The organism is Lelliottia nimipressuralis, from assembly GCF_004402045.1.
Classification (GTDB): Bacteria; Pseudomonadota; Gammaproteobacteria; order Enterobacterales; family Enterobacteriaceae; genus Enterobacter; species Enterobacter chinensis.
In genome coordinates, this window is record NZ_SOMG01000023.1 from 380,257 (window position 1) to 397,189 (window position 16,933).

16 protein-coding genes are annotated in these 16,933 nt (G+C 54.5%); 6 read left to right on the forward strand and 10 right to left on the reverse strand.

The annotated features are described in order from the left end of the window. Positions 1-37: 37 nt before the first annotated feature. Positions 38-430, forward strand: coding sequence for an 8-oxo-dGTP diphosphatase MutT (gene mutT, locus E3U32_RS16660; RefSeq protein ID WP_134349654.1), 393 nt, complete (start codon positions 38-40; stop codon positions 428-430). A 34-nt stretch (positions 431-464) separates the two neighbouring features. Here mutT and yacG read toward each other — a convergent pair whose 3' ends face one another. From yacG to coaE, 3 genes are read right to left on the reverse strand one after another with little or no spacing between them, the layout of a single operon-like run. Continuing rightward, on the reverse strand, positions 465-659 hold the full coding sequence (yacG, locus tag E3U32_RS16665) for a DNA gyrase inhibitor YacG (RefSeq protein ID WP_134349655.1): 195 nt from the start codon (positions 657-659) through the stop codon (positions 465-467). Between the two features lie 9 nt (positions 660-668). Continuing rightward, the gene (gene zapD / locus E3U32_RS16670) at positions 669-1,412 is read right to left on the reverse strand and encodes a cell division protein ZapD (protein WP_134349656.1); all 744 of its coding nucleotides are present in this window, start codon (positions 1,410-1,412) and stop codon (positions 669-671) included. Beyond that, positions 1,412-2,032: a dephospho-CoA kinase gene (coaE, locus tag E3U32_RS16675; RefSeq protein ID WP_134349657.1), complete on the reverse strand. Its 621-nt coding sequence runs from the start codon at positions 2,030-2,032 to the stop codon at positions 1,412-1,414. The genes zapD and coaE overlap by 1 nt, the downstream gene beginning before the upstream one ends. Before the next feature lie 228 nt (positions 2,033-2,260). Here coaE and E3U32_RS16680 point away from each other — a divergent pair, with 228 nt between their 5' ends. Further along, the gene (locus E3U32_RS16680; RefSeq protein ID WP_134349658.1) at positions 2,261-3,304 is read left to right on the forward strand and encodes a GMP reductase; all 1,044 of its coding nucleotides are present in this window, start codon (positions 2,261-2,263) and stop codon (positions 3,302-3,304) included. 41 nt (positions 3,305-3,345) lie between these two features. On the opposite strand, the gene hofC is transcribed toward E3U32_RS16680, so the two are convergent. From hofC to nadC, 4 genes are all read right to left on the reverse strand, one after another. Then, positions 3,346-4,530 carry a protein transport protein HofC gene (gene hofC / locus E3U32_RS16685; RefSeq protein ID WP_134349659.1) on the reverse strand — a complete coding sequence of 395 codons (1,185 nt, stop codon included), beginning with the start codon at positions 4,528-4,530 and terminating at the stop codon, positions 3,346-3,348. Further along, a complete protein-coding gene (gene gspE, locus E3U32_RS16690) occupies positions 4,520-5,902 on the reverse strand; it encodes a type II secretion system protein GspE (RefSeq protein WP_134349660.1) in 1,383 nt (460 codons plus the stop codon). The genes hofC and gspE overlap by 11 nt, the downstream gene beginning before the upstream one ends. 10 nt (positions 5,903-5,912) lie before the next feature. Continuing rightward, positions 5,913-6,350: a prepilin peptidase-dependent pilin gene (ppdD, locus tag E3U32_RS16695; protein WP_134349661.1), complete on the reverse strand. Its 438-nt coding sequence runs from the start codon at positions 6,348-6,350 to the stop codon at positions 5,913-5,915. Positions 6,351-6,524: 174 nt separating this feature from the next. Then, positions 6,525-7,418, reverse strand: a complete 894-nt coding sequence (gene nadC / locus E3U32_RS16700) for a carboxylating nicotinate-nucleotide diphosphorylase (protein ID WP_134349662.1) — start codon at positions 7,416-7,418, stop codon at positions 6,525-6,527. An 87-nt stretch (positions 7,419-7,505) separates the two neighbouring features. Here nadC and ampD point away from each other — a divergent pair, with 87 nt between their 5' ends. Continuing rightward, positions 7,506-8,057: a 1,6-anhydro-N-acetylmuramyl-L-alanine amidase AmpD gene (ampD, locus tag E3U32_RS16705; RefSeq protein WP_134349663.1), complete on the forward strand. Its 552-nt coding sequence runs from the start codon at positions 7,506-7,508 to the stop codon at positions 8,055-8,057. Positions 8,058-8,066: 9 nt separating this feature from the next. Then, the gene (gene ampE, locus E3U32_RS16710) at positions 8,067-8,921 is read left to right on the forward strand and encodes a beta-lactamase regulator AmpE (protein WP_059310642.1); all 855 of its coding nucleotides are present in this window, start codon (positions 8,067-8,069) and stop codon (positions 8,919-8,921) included. An 18-nt stretch (positions 8,922-8,939) separates the two neighbouring features. On the opposite strand, the gene E3U32_RS16715 is transcribed toward ampE, so the two are convergent. The 3 genes from E3U32_RS16715 to aroP all read right to left on the reverse strand — a co-directional run bounded on the left by E3U32_RS16715 (position 8,940) and on the right by aroP (position 12,833). After that, entirely contained in the window at positions 8,940-9,890 is a 951-nt protein-coding gene (locus E3U32_RS16715; RefSeq protein ID WP_134349664.1) for a glycoside hydrolase family 43 protein, read from the reverse strand. 10 nt (positions 9,891-9,900) lie between these two features. Then, entirely contained in the window at positions 9,901-11,298 is a 1,398-nt protein-coding gene (locus E3U32_RS16720) for a glycoside-pentoside-hexuronide (GPH):cation symporter (protein WP_134349665.1), read from the reverse strand. 164 nt (positions 11,299-11,462) lie between these two features. After that, the gene (gene aroP, locus E3U32_RS16725; RefSeq protein ID WP_134349666.1) at positions 11,463-12,833 is read right to left on the reverse strand and encodes an aromatic amino acid transporter AroP; all 1,371 of its coding nucleotides are present in this window, start codon (positions 12,831-12,833) and stop codon (positions 11,463-11,465) included. Positions 12,834-13,370: 537 nt separating this feature from the next. Between aroP and pdhR the strand changes: the two genes are divergently transcribed. Both pdhR and aceE read left to right on the forward strand, forming a co-directional pair. After that, positions 13,371-14,135, forward strand: coding sequence for a pyruvate dehydrogenase complex transcriptional repressor PdhR (gene pdhR, locus E3U32_RS16735; protein WP_008501960.1), 765 nt, complete (start codon positions 13,371-13,373; stop codon positions 14,133-14,135). Between the two features lie 123 nt (positions 14,136-14,258). After that, entirely contained in the window at positions 14,259-16,922 is a 2,664-nt protein-coding gene (gene aceE / locus E3U32_RS16740) for a pyruvate dehydrogenase (acetyl-transferring), homodimeric type (protein WP_059310644.1), read from the forward strand. Positions 16,923-16,933 lie beyond the last annotated feature (11 nt).

A 16,933-nucleotide genomic window follows, 5' to 3' on the forward strand; every position in this document is an offset into this window, starting at 1 on the left:
GCGCAGAAATCTGCGCCTTTTTTATGGACGTGACAATATGAAAATACTGCAAATTGCCGTCGGGATTATTCGCAACCCGCAAAACCAAATCTTCATTACCCAGCGCGCCGCTGACGCCCATATGGCGAACAAATGGGAGTTTCCTGGCGGAAAGATCGAGTCAGGTGAAACGCCGGAAGAGGCGCTGGTTCGTGAACTTCAGGAAGAGGTAGGAATTACCCCGCTTGGTGCAACGCTATTTGATAAGCTCGAATACCAGTTTCCGGACAGGCACATCACGCTGTGGTTCTGGCTGGTAGAAAACTGGGAAGGCGAACCCTGGGGAAAAGAGGGACAACCGGGCAACTGGGTTGAACTTCAGGCAGGTGATGCCGAAAAATTCCCTCCGGCCAATGAGCCTGTGATCCTGAGATTAGTCGCACAACCGTAGGCCTGCTAAGCGAAGCGCCAGCAGGCTTTACAGATTACTGCTGGCTCTCACTCCAGTCATCGCTATCCGAGAGATCGCCTTCGCTTGGAATGCGTTTCTCTTCCGCCGCCCATTCGCCCAGGTCAATGAGCTGACAGCGTTTGCAGCAGAACGGGCGGAACGGACTGATTTCGCCCCAGATAACGGTTTTGCCGCAGGTTGGGCAGTTTACGGTGGTGACATCAGACATCGGCACTCCTTAACAACAGGCCAGTTCAAAATCGAGACGTTCCGGCACGGTGCCATTTTCACTGTCCAGCGGCATAAAGCGAATCGCAAAGCGGCTCTTATGCCCTGAAATTTGTGGATAAAGCTGCTCGCCAAGGGACAGGTTCAGGCGCAGAAGATCGGCATCATCACCGTTGTCCTGGTAGAAACCGTTCAGGCTGGTTTGCTTGCGGAACGGCGCTGAGTTACGGATCAGATCGAGGATCAGCGACAGCGTCTGGTGCATCGGCTCCAGGCTTGCCAGCCAGCTGTTCACCTGAGCATCACGCTGAGATTGCGGCATATGCAGCCACATATGGAGCGTTGGCAGATCAAAGCTGCAGCAGCCGCCGGGAATACTCAGGCGCTGGCGCACCAGGGCGATTAAGCGGTCTTCACGTAAAAACTGCCCAACGCGTGGCGCAGCCATCAGAATGCCGCTGCTGTTTTTCAACTGCTGGCGTAGGGAGTCGATACGGCTTTGGTCGACGCCAGGCACCTCTGTCCATGCCTGTAATTTACGCTGTTGGCGCTCCAGCTCTTTCAGCAGCTCGGTGCGGACATCGCCACGTTCAATCACATCCAGCAAATCGCCTACGTTGCGGAAGAAATGCAGTGCAGCCGCATGATCGTTCACGGGCAGATGGTGCGAAAGCTGTTGAATGAGAAATTCTATGCGCAGCCAGGTACGCATTTTTTCATTGAGTGGATGCTCAAAAAGGATGTGTGTCGACATTATGGTTTTTCCTGTGCAACGGCCTGCGCGGCAAACGTGAGATACTGCGCGTGCAGACGGGCAACATCCGATGCAATGGCATCTGGTGCGCCGTTATTATCAATAACATCATCCGCAACGGCAAGACGCTGAGCGCGCGTGGCCTGTGCGGCAAGAATTTTTTCAGCATGTTCGCGTGAGACATGGTCGCGCGCCACGGTTCGCTGGATTTGCGTTTCGGGCGAAACATCAATCACCAGCACCCGATCGGCTTTACTCTGCAGCTGATTTTCTACCAACAGCGGAACGACCCACAGAACATAGGGCGAGCGGGCAGCGTTAATCTGGCGCTGAGTTTCCTGGTGAATAATGGGATGGAGCAGGGCATTAAGCCATACCTTTTCTGAAGAATCAGAAAAAATGCATTCGCGAAGCTGGCGGCGATCGAGCGTACCGTCCGGATTGATAATGGCCTGGCCAAAATGTGCTTTTATGGCCTTTAATGCGGGTGTATTGGGCTCTACCACCTGACGGGCAATGATATCGGCATCGATAATCGTGATGCCCAGACGAGCAAATGCGTCCGCAACGGTACTTTTTCCACTACCGATGCCGCCGGTTAATGCGACGATATACCCCATTAACTTAAATCCTGGGAATTATTCATTTTTAAAATCAGTTGCTTAAAATTCAAACATGCTACCGCAAATGTTTAGCTCTCTTTACCGGCTTTTTACCAGGTAAATTTATAGGATTGTAGCGTAAAAAAAGAGAATTTCGCAGTCTTGCAGAGCAGGTATTAGTGCGTATGATAACGTCACTGGAGTTGTGCTTTTAACATATTTGCCTCTAACCCCAGGAATCCCCACATGCGTATCGAAGAAGATCTGAAGTTAGGTTTCAAAGACGTTCTTATCCGCCCTAAACGCTCTACACTGAAAAGTCGCTCAGACGTTGAACTCGAACGTCAATTTACCTTTAAGCATTCCGGTCAGACCTGGTCTGGCGTGCCGATCATCGCTGCCAACATGGATACTGTGGGAACCTTTGAGATGGCAACTTCCCTGGCACAGTTCGACATTCTCACTGCCGTGCACAAACATTACAGCCCTGAAGAGTGGAATGCGTTTGTTACATCCGCATCTGCTGACGTGGTGAAGCATGTGATGGTCTCCACCGGTACCTCCGATGCGGACTTCGAGAAGACCAAACAGATCCTGAATGCTAACTCGGCACTTAACTTCATCTGTATTGATGTGGCGAATGGTTACTCCGAGCACTTCGTGCAGTTTGTCAGCAAGGCGCGTGAGGCCTGGCCGACGAAAACCATCATCGCGGGCAACGTGGTGACCGGTGAAATGTGTGAAGAGCTGATCCTGTCCGGTGCAGATATCGTGAAAGTGGGCATTGGTCCGGGTTCCGTGTGCACCACACGCGTCAAAACCGGCGTCGGTTATCCGCAGCTCTCCGCGGTTATTGAGTGTGCCGATGCGGCGCACGGGCTGGGTGGTCAGATTATCAGCGACGGCGGTTGCACCATGCCGGGCGATGTCGCAAAGGCCTTCGGCGGCGGCGCTGACTTTGTGATGCTCGGTGGTATGCTGGCAGGTCACGAAGAGAGCGGTGGTACCGTGGTTGAAGAGAACGGTGAGAAATTTATGCTGTTCTACGGAATGAGCTCTGAGTCTGCGATGACCCGCCATGTCGGTGGTGTGGCAAAATATCGTGCGGCAGAAGGCAAAACCGTGAAACTGCCCCTGCGCGGCCCGGTTGAATACACCGCGCGCGATATCCTCGGCGGCCTGCGTTCAGCCTGTACCTACGTTGGGGCATCCCGCCTGAAAGAACTCACGAAACGCACGACGTTTATCCGTGTTCAGGAACAGGAAAACCGCGTATTCAATAGCCTGTAATGGCTTTCGCTGGCGCATGCCCGTGCGCCAGCCCTTCAGCACTATCCCGCGCTCATCGCATCCCCCAGATGGAAAATCGGCAGGTACATTGCCACTACCAGCGTGCCAATGATGACGCCTGTCACAATCAGAAGCATTGGCTCCAGAAGTGCCGCCAGGTTATCTGCCCTTTGAAATGTTTGTTCCGTGTGATGCCGGGCAAGGTTTGCCAGCATGACGTCCAGCGCACCTGACATTTCGCCGGTTCGTAAAAGCTGGATACACAGCGGGGTAAAGATGGTCGCTCTCTGAAAGGATGACCAGACGGGGAGTCCTTTTTCAATGTCCTCCCGAACGCTGCGGAGTATTCCCTGCCAGTACTGACTTTCAACGGTCTCTTCTGCGCTCTCCAGGCCCTGTAAAAAGGCGATACCCGCCTGCTGCGTAAGCGACAGCACGGTAAAAATTTGCCCCAGTTTTTGGCCTTTTGCCAGCGCCCCCATCACTGGCGTATGCAGCAGGATGCGCTGCCAGCGAGGGTTTTGCCGCAGAGCCCAGGCGGCAATGAAGGGCAGCAATAACATGGCGAACAGCACGAGGGCATATGACTGCATAAATGCCGCCATCCCCATGACCTTTTGTGTCAGCCACGGGAGCGGGGCGTTAAACGTTTTGTAGATCGCGGCAAACTCGGGCAAGACCAGGGTAACCATCGCCAGCACGACGAGTATTGCAAGCGTCAGAACGATCGCCGGGTAGCGCAGCGCTTTTTTCACTTTCGCACTGAGCTGCTGCTGTGCTTTTTGTTGCTGAGCAAGCTGGCGACAGCACTCCTCCAGCTTCCCGGTCAGCTCACCGGTCTTCACCATCGAGACATGCAGTGGGCTAAAAACCGCTGGCCACTTTTTTAGCGACTCAGAAAAGGGACATCCTTCACTGAGCTCATCGGCAATGCCTTGCAGCAGCGCCTGCCATGGTTTTAGCGGATGCTGGTCTGCCAGCATTTGCAGGCTGTGGGATAATGTCAGCCCAGCCTGCAGAAGCGTGGCAAGCTGGCGAAACATCTCATAGCAGTGATGTGGCCGCCAGCGGTGTCGCTGCGCGCTTCGGGTCAGCGTCAGAGGATGAAGGTCGTTACGCATCAACCTGACGAAGGCCGCATTGCGGTCTGTAGCCCAGAGTGTCCCGCTTCGGGGTTCTCCTTCTTTGGTGAGCGCTCGCCAGCGCCAGAGCTGATTAGCTGCCATCGGGCATGCCCAGGACGCGAAGCAACTCTTCAAACGTAGTCAGCCCTTGTTCAACGGCCATGCAGCCGTGCTCAAAGAGAGAAACCATACCCGCCTGCCGGGCGCTCGCCTCTATCACTTCTGTTCCCGCCCCGCTGGCAATGGCCTGCCGCAAAGTATTGTCGATCGTGAGCACTTCAAAAATAGCCACCCGGCCATAAAAACCGTGATAACAACGATCGCAGCCGGTGGGCTGCCAGCGGGGGAGCGGCCTGCGCCATACTGAGCGAGGTAACTGAGCGTGTTCGCTGGCTTCCCGGCGACAGTGTGGACACAGACGCCGGACCAGCCGCTGGGCAATCACCATCGAAAGTGCGGAAGATATCATCCAACGTGCTACGCCCATCTGCTCCAGGCGCGTCAGGGCTTCCGTTGTCGAGTTGGTGTGCAGCGTCGACAACACCAGATGCCCGGTCTGTGCGGCATTAATAGCAATCCCAGCTGTTTCACCGTCACGAATTTCGCCGACCATAATGATGTCAGGATCCTGGCGCAGCAGCGCCCTTAGCACGCTCTGGAATGTTAAACCCGCCCGGGGGTTAATCTGCGTCTGGTTTAATCCCGCAAGGGGGATTTCAATTGGATCCTCCACGCTGCAAATGTTGACCTCAGGAGTGTTACGCGCCTGCAGCGCGCTGTAGAGCGTCACGGTTTTACCGCTGCCGGTGGGGCCGGTGACCAGAATCAGCCCCTGCGGCTGGTGGAGCACCTCATTAAAACAGGCCAGTTGTTCAGCGCTCATTCCGAGCGCTTTCGGTTCAAGAGCCTGCTGAACCTGATGCAGAAGACGCAGCACAATTTTCTCGCCGCCGCTGCAGGGAAGCGTGGCAATCCGAAAGGAGACCGGCTCGTTGGCCAGCTCAATCGTAAACTGACCGTCCTGGGGTAAGCGGCGTTCTGCAATATCCAGGTTACCCAGCACCTTTAAGCGTGCGCTGAACTGGCTTGCCAGTAAGGCGGAAAGGGGAGGCTGCGGGCAGAGCACGCCGTCGATACGCAAACGGATCTGGCACGCATGCCCCATTGGTTCGATATGAATGTCGGATGCGCGCTGGTTTATTGCCTGCTGCAGCGTGTGGTTGAGCATATCCACCGTCGAGTGTGTTTGCGAAACAACGGGCAGATGCGATTGCGACATGAGCTGCCGGTGTTTTTCCATGCGTTCAGCGCTCCAGCATTCGATATCAATCCGTTTCTGAGTCGCGAAACGCAGGGCCTCCATGAGTTCAGTTGCGGGGTTTCCCACGACGGCGATGCTTATCATGTCACTGTCGCTGGTGAGCAGCAGAGCATGATGGCGCAGACAAAGTGCCATAAGCCGATCGGTATTCATTAGCCGCTCCTCAGTTATTGTCGAAGCGGAAAACGTCTTCGCAGGCCTGTTTGAGCTCGCCGTCGCTACTGATATTGCAGCTACGTTTCCAGCCCGTCATCCCGTTGCCGCTGCTCCATTGTGGTGTCATAACCACCTCCAGCCCGTTAAGACTCTCCTGGCCCGTCAATGACACGACGCCCTGCGTCACGCTCATTCCCGAGATATAACGCGTTGTCGTCGGAGAGGGGATGCCGTTACTGCCGCCGTCACAGCTTGTCACGCCGCCGTGATCCAGCGCGCAAAGCTCAATAGCCGTACGATACGGCACGAACGTTTGCAGCATATCGGTCAGCGCCGCTTTGCGCAGGTAGTTCTGATAGGCGGGTACGCCGATGGCGCTCAGAATCGCAATAATGCCAATGACCACCATCAGCTCGATGAGAGTGAATCCATGTTGTCTGTCCATATCTGCTCCTTACGTTAAGTGGCGCTACTCTGTCAGCGCGAAAGGGCAGAAACGAGGGGCAAAAAAGGGAACGGGAAGGGGGCTTCAGAAAATTCATTGAGCGTTGCAGGGAAGGACAACGAAATTGCGAGCGGGGGTGAAATTCCCCTCTCCGGGCGGAGAGGGGAGGAATCATTATTTAAAGCGCATTGAGAGGTCGAGGGCGCGAACGTGTTTGGTCAGCGCCCCGACGGAAATGTAATCCACGCCCGTCTCGGCGAATTCACGGATCGTTTCGAAGGTGACGTTCCCGGACACTTCGAGCTGTGCCTGGCCGTTGGTCAGCTTAACCGCCTCGCGCATCTGCTCCGTTTCGAAATTATCGAGCATGATGATATCGGCACCGGCCTTAATTGCCTGCTCCAGCTCTTCCAGGCTTTCAACTTCCACTTCAACGGGCACATCCGGGTGCAGCCAGAAGGCTTTCTCAACCGCCTGACGAACAGAGCCAGAGGCAATAATGTGGTTCTCTTTAATCAGGAAGGCGTCGGATAAGCCCAGACGATGGTTTGCGCCACCGCCGCAGAGTACCGCGTATTTCAGCGCCGTACGCAGGCCCGGCAGCGTTTTGCGGGTGTCCAGCAGTTGGGTACGGGTGCCTGCCAGCAGGTCAACGTAGCGACGCACCTCACTTGCCACCCCGGACAAGGTCTGGACGAAGTTGAGCGCGGTTCGTTCACCGGTAAGCAGCACACGGGACGGGCCGTCCAGCTCAAACAGCGGCTGGTTTGCCGTAATCGCATCACCGTCTTCAACGTGCCAGACGATCTGCACATCATCACCCGCCAGCTGGGTAAAGACCTCTTCAACCCACCGCTTGCCACAAAAAACGCCATCTTCACGGGTGATAATGACCGCGTGAGAGCGTGACTCTTTTGGCAATAATTGTGCGGTAATATCCTTTTCGGCATTAACGTCACCGCCCAGGTCTTCTTTCAAAGCATGGGCGACGCTTGCCGGGATATCCATGTTAATACGTTCCAGAAGCGCTTCACGTCGGTGGTCGGGGTTGTAGCGGCGAGGCGGCATGATAAAACTCCAAATTGGTAACGAATCATAATATTGAAACATGCTACTCTGAACCGAGTAACAGCACCATACATAAGGAGTTCCAGCATGTTGTTAGAAAACGGATGGCTGGTGGATGCGCGGCACGTGCCCTCGCCGCACCACGATTGCCGCCCGGAGGATGAAAAGCCCACACTGCTGGTTGTTCATAATATTAGTCTCCCGCCGGGTGAGTTTGGCGGTCCGTGGATTGATGCGTTATTCACGGGAACGATAGATCCCAATGCGCATCCTTTCTTCGCTGAGATTGCGCATCTGCGCGTGTCGGCTCACTGCCTGATTCGGCGTGATGGCGAGATCGTTCAGTACGTGCCTTTTGATAAGCGCGCCTGGCATGCCGGGGTGTCGTTGTATCACGGGCGCGAACGGTGCAACGACTTCTCCATTGGGATCGAACTGGAAGGCACGGATACCACGCCCTACACCGATTCACAATATCAACAGCTAGCGGCTGTGACCCGCACGCTTATCGGACGCTATCCGGCCATCGCCGACAATATTACGGGACACAGTGATATTGCCCCGGCGAGAAAAACCGATCCCGGCCCGGCCTTTGACTGGCCACGGTTTCGCGCCATGCTCAACGCGTCGTCAGAATAAGGAGATACCATGACGTTGTTTACCATGCTGCTGGTTATCATCGCTGAACGCCTGTTCAAACTCGGCGAGCACTGGCATCTGGATCACCGGCTGGAGGTGATTTTCCGTCGGATTAAGCATTTTTCTATGCTGCGTACGCTGCTGATGATGGCAGGGGTGATGGTCATTACGTTCCTTCTGCTGCGCTCACTGTATGGACTGTTTTTCAACGTGCCGCTGCTGGTGGTGTGGATCCTGCTCGGTGTCCTTTGCATTGGCGCGGGGAAGGTGCGTTTGCACTATCACGCTTATCTTAAAGCCGCCTCCCGTGACGATGCCCATGCGCGCGGAGCCATGGCAAGCGAGCTGACGATGATCCACGGCGTGCCGCCGGATTGCGATGAGCGCGAGTTCCTGCGCGAGCTGCAGAACGCGCTGCTGTGGATTAACTTCCGCTACTACCTGGCACCGCTGTTCTGGTTTGTGGTGGGCGGTCCTTGGGGGCCGGTACTGCTGATGGGGTATGCTTTTCTTCGTGCCTGGCAGACCTGGCTTGCCCGTTATCTGACGCCGCATGAACGTTTGCTGTCCGGCATTGATGCCATTCTGCATGTGCTCGACTGGCTCCCGGTTCGCCTGGTGGGCGTGGTGTATGCATTAATTGGTCATGGTGAAAAAGCGCTGCCCGCATGGTTCGCTTCTCTTGCCGACCGCCATACCTCGCAGTACCAGGTGTTAACGCGCCTGGCTCAGTTCTCTCTGGCGCGCGAGCCGCATACCGACAAGATTGAAACGCCGAAAGCCGCCGTCTCAATGGCCAAGAAAACCTCGTTTGTCGTGGTGGTTGTGGTGGCGCTGCTGACGATTTACGGCACGCTGGTGTAAGCCAGCGCGCCGCAGCGGTTAAAGCGTATCCGCAGGCGGGATGCCGAAATCAGGCATCCCGTTTTCATCCCAGCGAACCCACTTCAGGCGGGTATGGCGATTGGGGTCGTATAGCGGATCGCCCTCGATTTCGGTGTAATTTCTTGCGTGATACACCAGCACATCTTCCCCTTCTGGCGTCTTTGTGAAGCTGTTATGCCCGGGCCCATACTGGCGGTTTTCATAGCTGGTGGCGAATACCGGGCGCGGAGATTTGTGCCAGTTCTCCGGGTTTTGCGGATCCGCTTTGATATCTATCCACAGCAGCCCCATGCAGTAGTTCTCATCGGTGGCGCTGGCAGAATAGCTGATGAACAGTTTATCGTCGTGGACCAGCACCGCCGGGCCTTCATTGACCCGGAACCCACGACATTCCCAGTCATACTCAGGTTGACTGAGCATGACCGGCTCGCCCTTGAGCGTCCACGGGTTCTCCATTTCACACAGATACAGGTTGGAGTTTCCGGCGATATCCGGCGCTTTTTGCGCCCACAGATACCAGCGTTTCCCCTGATGAACAAAGGTGGTGGCGTCCAGGGCGAAGGTGTCGAACGGCGTTTTTATTTGCCCTTTTTCGAGCCAGATTCCGGTGAGCGGATCGCGATCGTTACATTCCAGCGCGAACATGCGGTGCTGGAACATCCCCAGCTTATCGAGCGCCTGCGTATGCGTGGCCGCAAAATAGATATACCACTTGCCGTCGATATGATGCAGTTCCGGTGCCCAGATAAGCTGACTCATCGGGCCGGTCTCGGGTTTTCGCCAGACTACCACTTCTTCAGCGCTGCGTAGCCCTTCCAGCGAGTCCGCGCGGCGAATTTCGAGTCTGTCGTACTCCGGTACGGAGGCAATAAAAAAGTATTGCCCCGCGTGATGCAAAATATACGGATCGGCGCGTTGTTCAATAAACGGGTTTGGCCAGGTTTGCATTCGGCTTTCCTTATTTTGTCTCAGCGGCGCTGAGTTCCTGATACGCGTTCAGCTCGCGATAGTTATTGCGACGCTTCTCGAGGTCTTCCTGGATCCGCTTCATCGTCTCACGGTCAACTTTCAGCAGACGCACCACGCCTGCGGTAATGAGATACCCGACGCCCGGGATCACGGTAAACAGCAGGACAATGCCGTTGATGGCGTCCGCGCTTTGCGCTTTTGCCCCGGCGTCGTAGCCGTACCACGAGAGCAGGAAGCCGACCATTGCACCGGCAATCGCCAGCCCTAGCTTCAGGAAGAAGATATTGCCGGAGAAGCTGATCCCGGTGATGCGTTTCCCGGTTTTCCACTCGCCGTAGTCATCCACGTCGGCCATCAGCGACCAGTGCAGCGGAGACGGGATTTGGTGCAGGATATTCAGCAGGAAGTAGAGCACCATAATGGTGACGGTGGCTTTCGGGTCGAAGAAGTAAAAGGCGGTTGAGAAGACTGCCAGCACGATGTTGGTCCAGAAGAAAACCTTCAGCTTACACCAGCGGTCTGTCAGCACTTTTGCCAGCATGCTGCCGAGCATCATGCCCACCACGCCCAGGCTGATAAACAGGGTAGCGAAGTGGGTGCTCTGGCCCATCACCCATGTCACGTAATACATGGTGGCCGCCATGCGGATAAAGCCGGGGCAGACGTTACAGAGGGTCAGAAGCAGAATGCGCACCCACTGATCGTTTTTCCACACGTCTTTCAGGTCGTTTTTCAGCTGGTCATTAGTCTGGACCGCCGGGCGCACACGCTCGCGCACGGTGGCGAAGCAGAACAGGAACATACAGGTCCCAATTAGCGCCAGTACGGTCATCGCCATCTGGTAGCCTTTGGCTTTGTCATCACCCCCGAACCAGTCGGCCATCGGCAGCAGCGTCAGCGACAGCAGCAGCGTGGCGATACCGACCAACACGAAGCGATATGACTGGCAAGCGACACGTTCTTTAGGATCGTTGGTAATCACCCCGCCCAGCGAGCAGTAGGGAATGTTGATAGCCGTGTAGGTCAGAGACAGCATGAAATAGGTGACAAATGCATAGATAACTTTGCTGTTATAGCTCCAGTCAGGCGTAGTGAACATCAGAATGCTGAACAGCGCGTAGGGGAGCGCAATCCACAGCAGCCATGGACGAAACCGGCCATATTTGCTGCGGGTTCGGTCGGCGATCGCGCCCATGATCGGGTCGGTTACGGCATCTATCACGCGCACAGAGAGCAGTAGTACGCCCACCAGCGCAGGTGCCAGACCAAAAATATCGGTGTAAAAATAGTTAACAAACAGCATGATGGCGCCAAAGATGATGTTGCAACCTGCATCGCCCATCCCATAGCCGATCTTTTCTTTTACTGACAGTTTAGCGTTATCCATAGACTGCTCTCCGGGTTACGGTATGGAGAGAATTATTTGCTGGCAAAGGAATATATGCGTTGCAGTATCAGGGCGGTGATATGGATAAAAGCGCTGTGGACGTGAAAGTGTGAGGGAGGTAACAACGTGCGGTACCTGCAAAAGCAGGTACCGCGGAGGCAGGCTTAGTGGGCCTTCATCGCATTACGGCTTTTCTGGCTGAACAGATAGCCGACGCCAAGCACGGCAACCCAGACCGGGATCAGGTACACAGAAATCGCCATACCCGGGGTGATCAGCATGATCACCAGCACGGCCGCCATGAACAGCAGGCAAATCCAGTTACCCAGCGGATAGAGCAGAGCAGGGAAACGCGTGGTGACGCCCTGCTGCTGTTTCGCGCGGCGGAACTTGATGTGCGCCAGGCTGATCATCGCCCAGTTGATGACCAGGGCAGAGACCACCAGCGCCATCAGCAGGCCAAACGCCGATTCCGGCGCCATGTAGTTAATGAGGACACACAGCGCGGTCACGATCGCCGAAACGATAATGGTGTTTACCGGCACGCCGCGTTTATCGACGTTGAGCAACGCTTTCGGCGCGTTACCCTGCTGCGCCAGACCGAACAGCATACGGCTGTTGCAATATACGCAGCTGTTGTAAACGGACAGTGCAGCCGTCAGTACGACAACGTTGAGTGCATTCGCTACGACGGTATCTCCCAGTTCGTGGAAGATCAGCACAAACGGGCTGGTATCGGCGGTGACGCGCGTCCACGGCAGCAGGGAGAGCAGCACGGCCAGCGAACCCACATAGAAGATCAGGATACGGTAGATAACCTGGTTAGTGGCTTTCGGAATGCTCTGCTCCGGGTTGTCAGCTTCAGCGGCCGTAATGCCCACCAGCTCCAGACCGCCGAAGGAGAACATGATAATTGCCATCATCATCACCAGGCCCGTCATGCCGTGAGGCAGGAAGCCACCCTGTTCCCAGAGGTTGCGAACGGTTGCCTGCGGGCCGCCGTTGCCGCTGAACAGCAGCCAGCCGCCAAAGATAATCATCGCCACAACGGCAATGACCTTGATGATGGCGAACCAGAACTCCATTTCACCGAACACTTTTACGTTGGTCAGGTTAATGGCGTTAATAATGACGAAGAAGGCCGCAGCGGAGGCCCAGGTTGGGATCTCGGGATACCAGAACTGAATGTATTTCCCGACGGCGGTAAGCTCGGCCATGGCAACCAGAACATACAGTACCCAGTAGTTCCAGCCCGAGGCGAAACCGGCGAAACTGCCCCAGTACTTATAGGCAAAATGGCTAAAGGAACCTGCCACCGGCTCTTCAACGACCATTTCACCTAACTGACGCATAATCAGAAACGCGATAAAGCCTGCGATTGCGTACCCCAGAATAATACCCGGACCGGCTGACTGGATAACGGATGCGCTGCCCAGAAAGAGGCCGGTTCCGATAGCACCGCCCAGTGCGATGAGCTGAATATGGCGGTTTTTTAGCCCGCGCTTTAGCTGATCGCCGTGCTGTTGAGCTTCCATTTGAAACCTCGTGTGTGGTTGTTATGTTCACGCTGAGCGTGTGTAATTATGAATATCCGTTTTCTGTATTTATTTCTTTACGGTCAATAAGACCGAAAAAAGCGGAGGTGACTTCCGTAAGCGCCAGAATAGTGGTAAGTGCCTGCGAATGCACCTGCTTTATGACGTACGGATGACGAGTTGAATAAAAAGAAAGCATTTGTAAATCGCTCCGCTCACCCTTCTTATCCCAACCTATAGAATAGAAATGCGCCATAAGTGGGCGAAATTTCATTATTTGCTTTGTTGAATCGCTTCAGATTGCAAAAACCCTCGTTTCATTATGGTTAAAACTCCCTCTTTAGTAGTAATCAACTCATTTGTGCAAAGTTACATTTCTGAAACGTTATTTCTGTAAGGTTGTTAAAATGTGCAGGGTTTACTGATTTCAATCAAAACCAATATGGACAGAAGGTGAATACTTTGTTACTTTAGCGATACGAAATAGAAATTGGTAAGACCAATTGACTCCGGGCAAAAAGGCGTAAGACAGGGAATATGGCCTACAGCAAAATTCGCCAACCAAAACTATCTGATGTGATTGAGCAGCAGCTGGAGTTTTTGATCCTCGAAGGGACTCTGCGCCCGGGTGAGAAACTTCCGCCAGAACGCGAGCTGGCAAAACAGTTCGACGTTTCACGTCCCTCTCTGCGTGAGGCAATTCAACGTCTCGAAGCAAAGGGCTTGCTGCTTCGTCGCCAGGGCGGCGGAACTTTTGTACAAAACAGCCTGTGGCAGAGCTTCAGCGATCCGCTGGTAGAACTTCTCTCTGACCACCCAGAATCCCAATTTGACCTGCTTGAGACCCGTCACGCGCTTGAAGGTATTGCGGCCTATTACGCCGCCCTTCGCAGCACTGATGAAGATCGCGTGCGTATCCGCGAACTGCATCAGGCCATTGAACGGGCACAGCAGTCCGGCGACTTAGACGCCGAGTCCAGCGCCGTTGTCCAGTATCAAATCGCCGTCACCGAAGCTGCCCACAATGTGGTGCTCCTCCATCTGCTACGCTGCATGGAGCCGATGCTGGCCCAGAACGTTCGTCAGAATTTTGAATTGTTGTATGCCCGTCGGGACATGCTCCCACTGGTAAGCAACCATCGCACCCGAGTATTCGAGGCGATAATGGCCGGGGAACCGGAGCAGGCGCGCGAAGCGTCGCACCGACATCTGGCTTTCATTGAGGAAATCTTGCTGGACCGCAGCCGTGAACAATCGCGTCGCGAACGTTCATTACGCCGCATACAGCAACGAAAGGATTAAGCGCCAGGTACTTTTAGAGCGCGGCAACTAAACGCAGAACCTGTCTTATTGTGTTTTCTGGCGAAAATACAATGGGACAGGTTCCAGACAAATCAACGTATTAGATAGATAAGGAATACCCCCATGTCAGAACGTCTCCAAAATGACGTGGATCCGATCGAAACTCGCGACTGGCTACAGGCGATCGAATCGGTCATCCGTGAAGAAGGTGTTGAGCGCGCTCAGTATCTGATTGATCAGCTGCTTTCTGAAGCCCGCAAAGGCGGCGTGAAGGTTGCTTCAGGTGCAGGGGCTAGCAACTACGTAAACACGATTGCCGTCGAAGACGAACCGGAATACCCGGGCAATCTGGATCTGGAACGTCGTATCCGTTCTGCAATCCGCTGGAACGCCATCATGACCGTTCTGCGCGCATCCAAGAAAGACCTGGAACTGGGTGGCCACATGGCGTCCTTCCAGTCTTCTGCTACCGTTTACGAAGTGTGCTTCAACCACTTCTTCCGTGCAGCTAACGAGAAAGACGGCGGCGATCTGGTGTACTTCCAGGGCCACATCTCTCCGGGCATCTATGCACGTGCATTCCTGGAAGGTCGTCTGACTGAAGAGCAGATGAACAACTTCCGTCAGGAAGTTCACGGTAAAGGTCTGTCTTCTTACCCGCACCCTAAACTGATGCCTGAATTCTGGCAGTTCCCGACCGTATCTATGGGTCTGGGCCCAATCGGTGCGATCTATCAGGCTAAATTCCTGAAATATCTGGAACACCGTGGTCTGAAAGACACCTCTGAGCAAACCGTTTACGCCTTCCTGGGCGACGGCGAAATGGATGAGCCAGAATCTAAAGGCGCGATCACCATCGCGACCCGTGAGAAGCTGGACAACCTGTGCTTCATCATCAACTGTAACCTGCAGCGTCTGGATGGTCCGGTAACCGGCAACGGCAAGATCATCAACGAACTGGAAGGCATCTTCGCAGGTGCTGGCTGGAACGTGATTAAAGTCATGTGGGGCGGTCGTTGGGATGAGCTGCTGCGTAAAGACACCAGCGGTAAACTGATCCAACTGATGAACGAAACCGTTGACGGTGACTATCAGACCTTCAAATCCAAAGACGGTGCCTACGTTCGCGAGCACTTCTTCGGCAAATATCCTGAAACCGCAGCACTGGTTGCAGACTGGACTGATGAGCAGATCTGGGCCCTGAACCGTGGTGGTCACGATCCGAAGAAAGTCTACGCTGCACTGAAAAAAGCGCAGGAAACCAAAGGTAAAGCGACTGTAATCCTGGCCCACACCATCAAAGGTTACGGCATGGGTGATACCGCAGAAGGTAAAAACATCGCTCACCAGGTTAAGAAAATGAACATGGACGGCGTGCGTTATATCCGCGACCGTTTCAACGTTCCAGTGACCGATGAGCAGGTAGAAAACCTGTCTTACATCACCTTCCCGGAAGGTTCTGAAGAGCACAAGTACCTGCACGAACGTCGTCAGGCGCTGAAAGGCTACCTGCCAGCTCGTCAGCCTAACTTTACCGAGAAACTGGAACTGCCAGCGCTGGAAGACTTCTCTCAGCTGCTGGAAGAGCAGAATAAAGAGATCTCTACCACTATCGCTTTCGTTCGTGCCTTGAACGTGATGCTGAAGAACAAGTCGATCAAAGATCGTCTGGTTCCAATCATCGCCGATGAAGCGCGTACTTTCGGTATGGAAGGTCTGTTCCGTCAGATCGGTATCTACAGCCCGAACGGCCAGCAGTACACCCCGCAGGACCGTGAGCAGGTTGCATACTATAAAGAAGACGAGAAAGGTCAGATCCTGCAGGAAGGTATCAACGAGCTGGGCGCAGGCGCATCCTGGCTGGCTGCTGCGACCTCTTACAGCACCAACAACCTGCCGATGATCCCGTTCTACATCTACTACTCGATGTTCGGTTTCCAGCGTATCGGTGACCTGTGCTGGCAGGCAGGCGACCAACAGGCTCGCGGCTTCCTGGTAGGCGGTACTTCCGGTCGTACGACCCTGAACGGTGAAGGTCTGCAGCACGAAGATGGCCACAGCCACATTCAGTCTCTGACTATCCCTAACTGTATCTCTTACGACCCGTCTTACGCGTACGAAGTGGCAGTCATCATGCATGACGGTCTGCAGCGCATGTACGGTGAAGCGCAAGAGAACATTTACTACTACATCACCACCCTGAACGAAAACTACCACATGCCGGCAATGCCAGCAGGTGCCGAGGAAGGTATCCGTAAAGGTATCTACAAACTCGAAACCCTCGAAGGTAGCAAAGGTAAAGTTCAGCTGCTGGGCTCCGGTTCTATCCTGCGTCACGTACGTGAAGCGGCACAGATCCTGGCGAAAGACTACGGTGTGGGCTCCGACGTGTACAGCGTGACCTCCTTCACTGAACTGGCGCGTGATGGCCAGGATTGTGAGCGTTGGAACATGCTGCACCCAATGGAAACTCCACGCGTTCCGTACATCGCTCAGGTGATGAACGATGCACCAGCGGTGGCGTCTACTGACTATATGAAACTGTTCGCTGAGCAGGTTCGTACTTACGTTCCAGCTGATGATTATCGCGTTCTGGGTACTGACGGCTTCGGTCGTTCTGACAGCCGCGAAAACCTGCGTCACCACTTCGAAGTTGATGCTTCTTACGTGGTTGTAGCAGCACTGGGCGAACTGGCTAAACGTGGCGAAATCGATAAGAAAGTGGTTGCGGACGCAATCACCAAATTCAACATCGATGCAGAAAAAGTTAACCCGCGTCTGGCGTAAGAGGTAAAAGA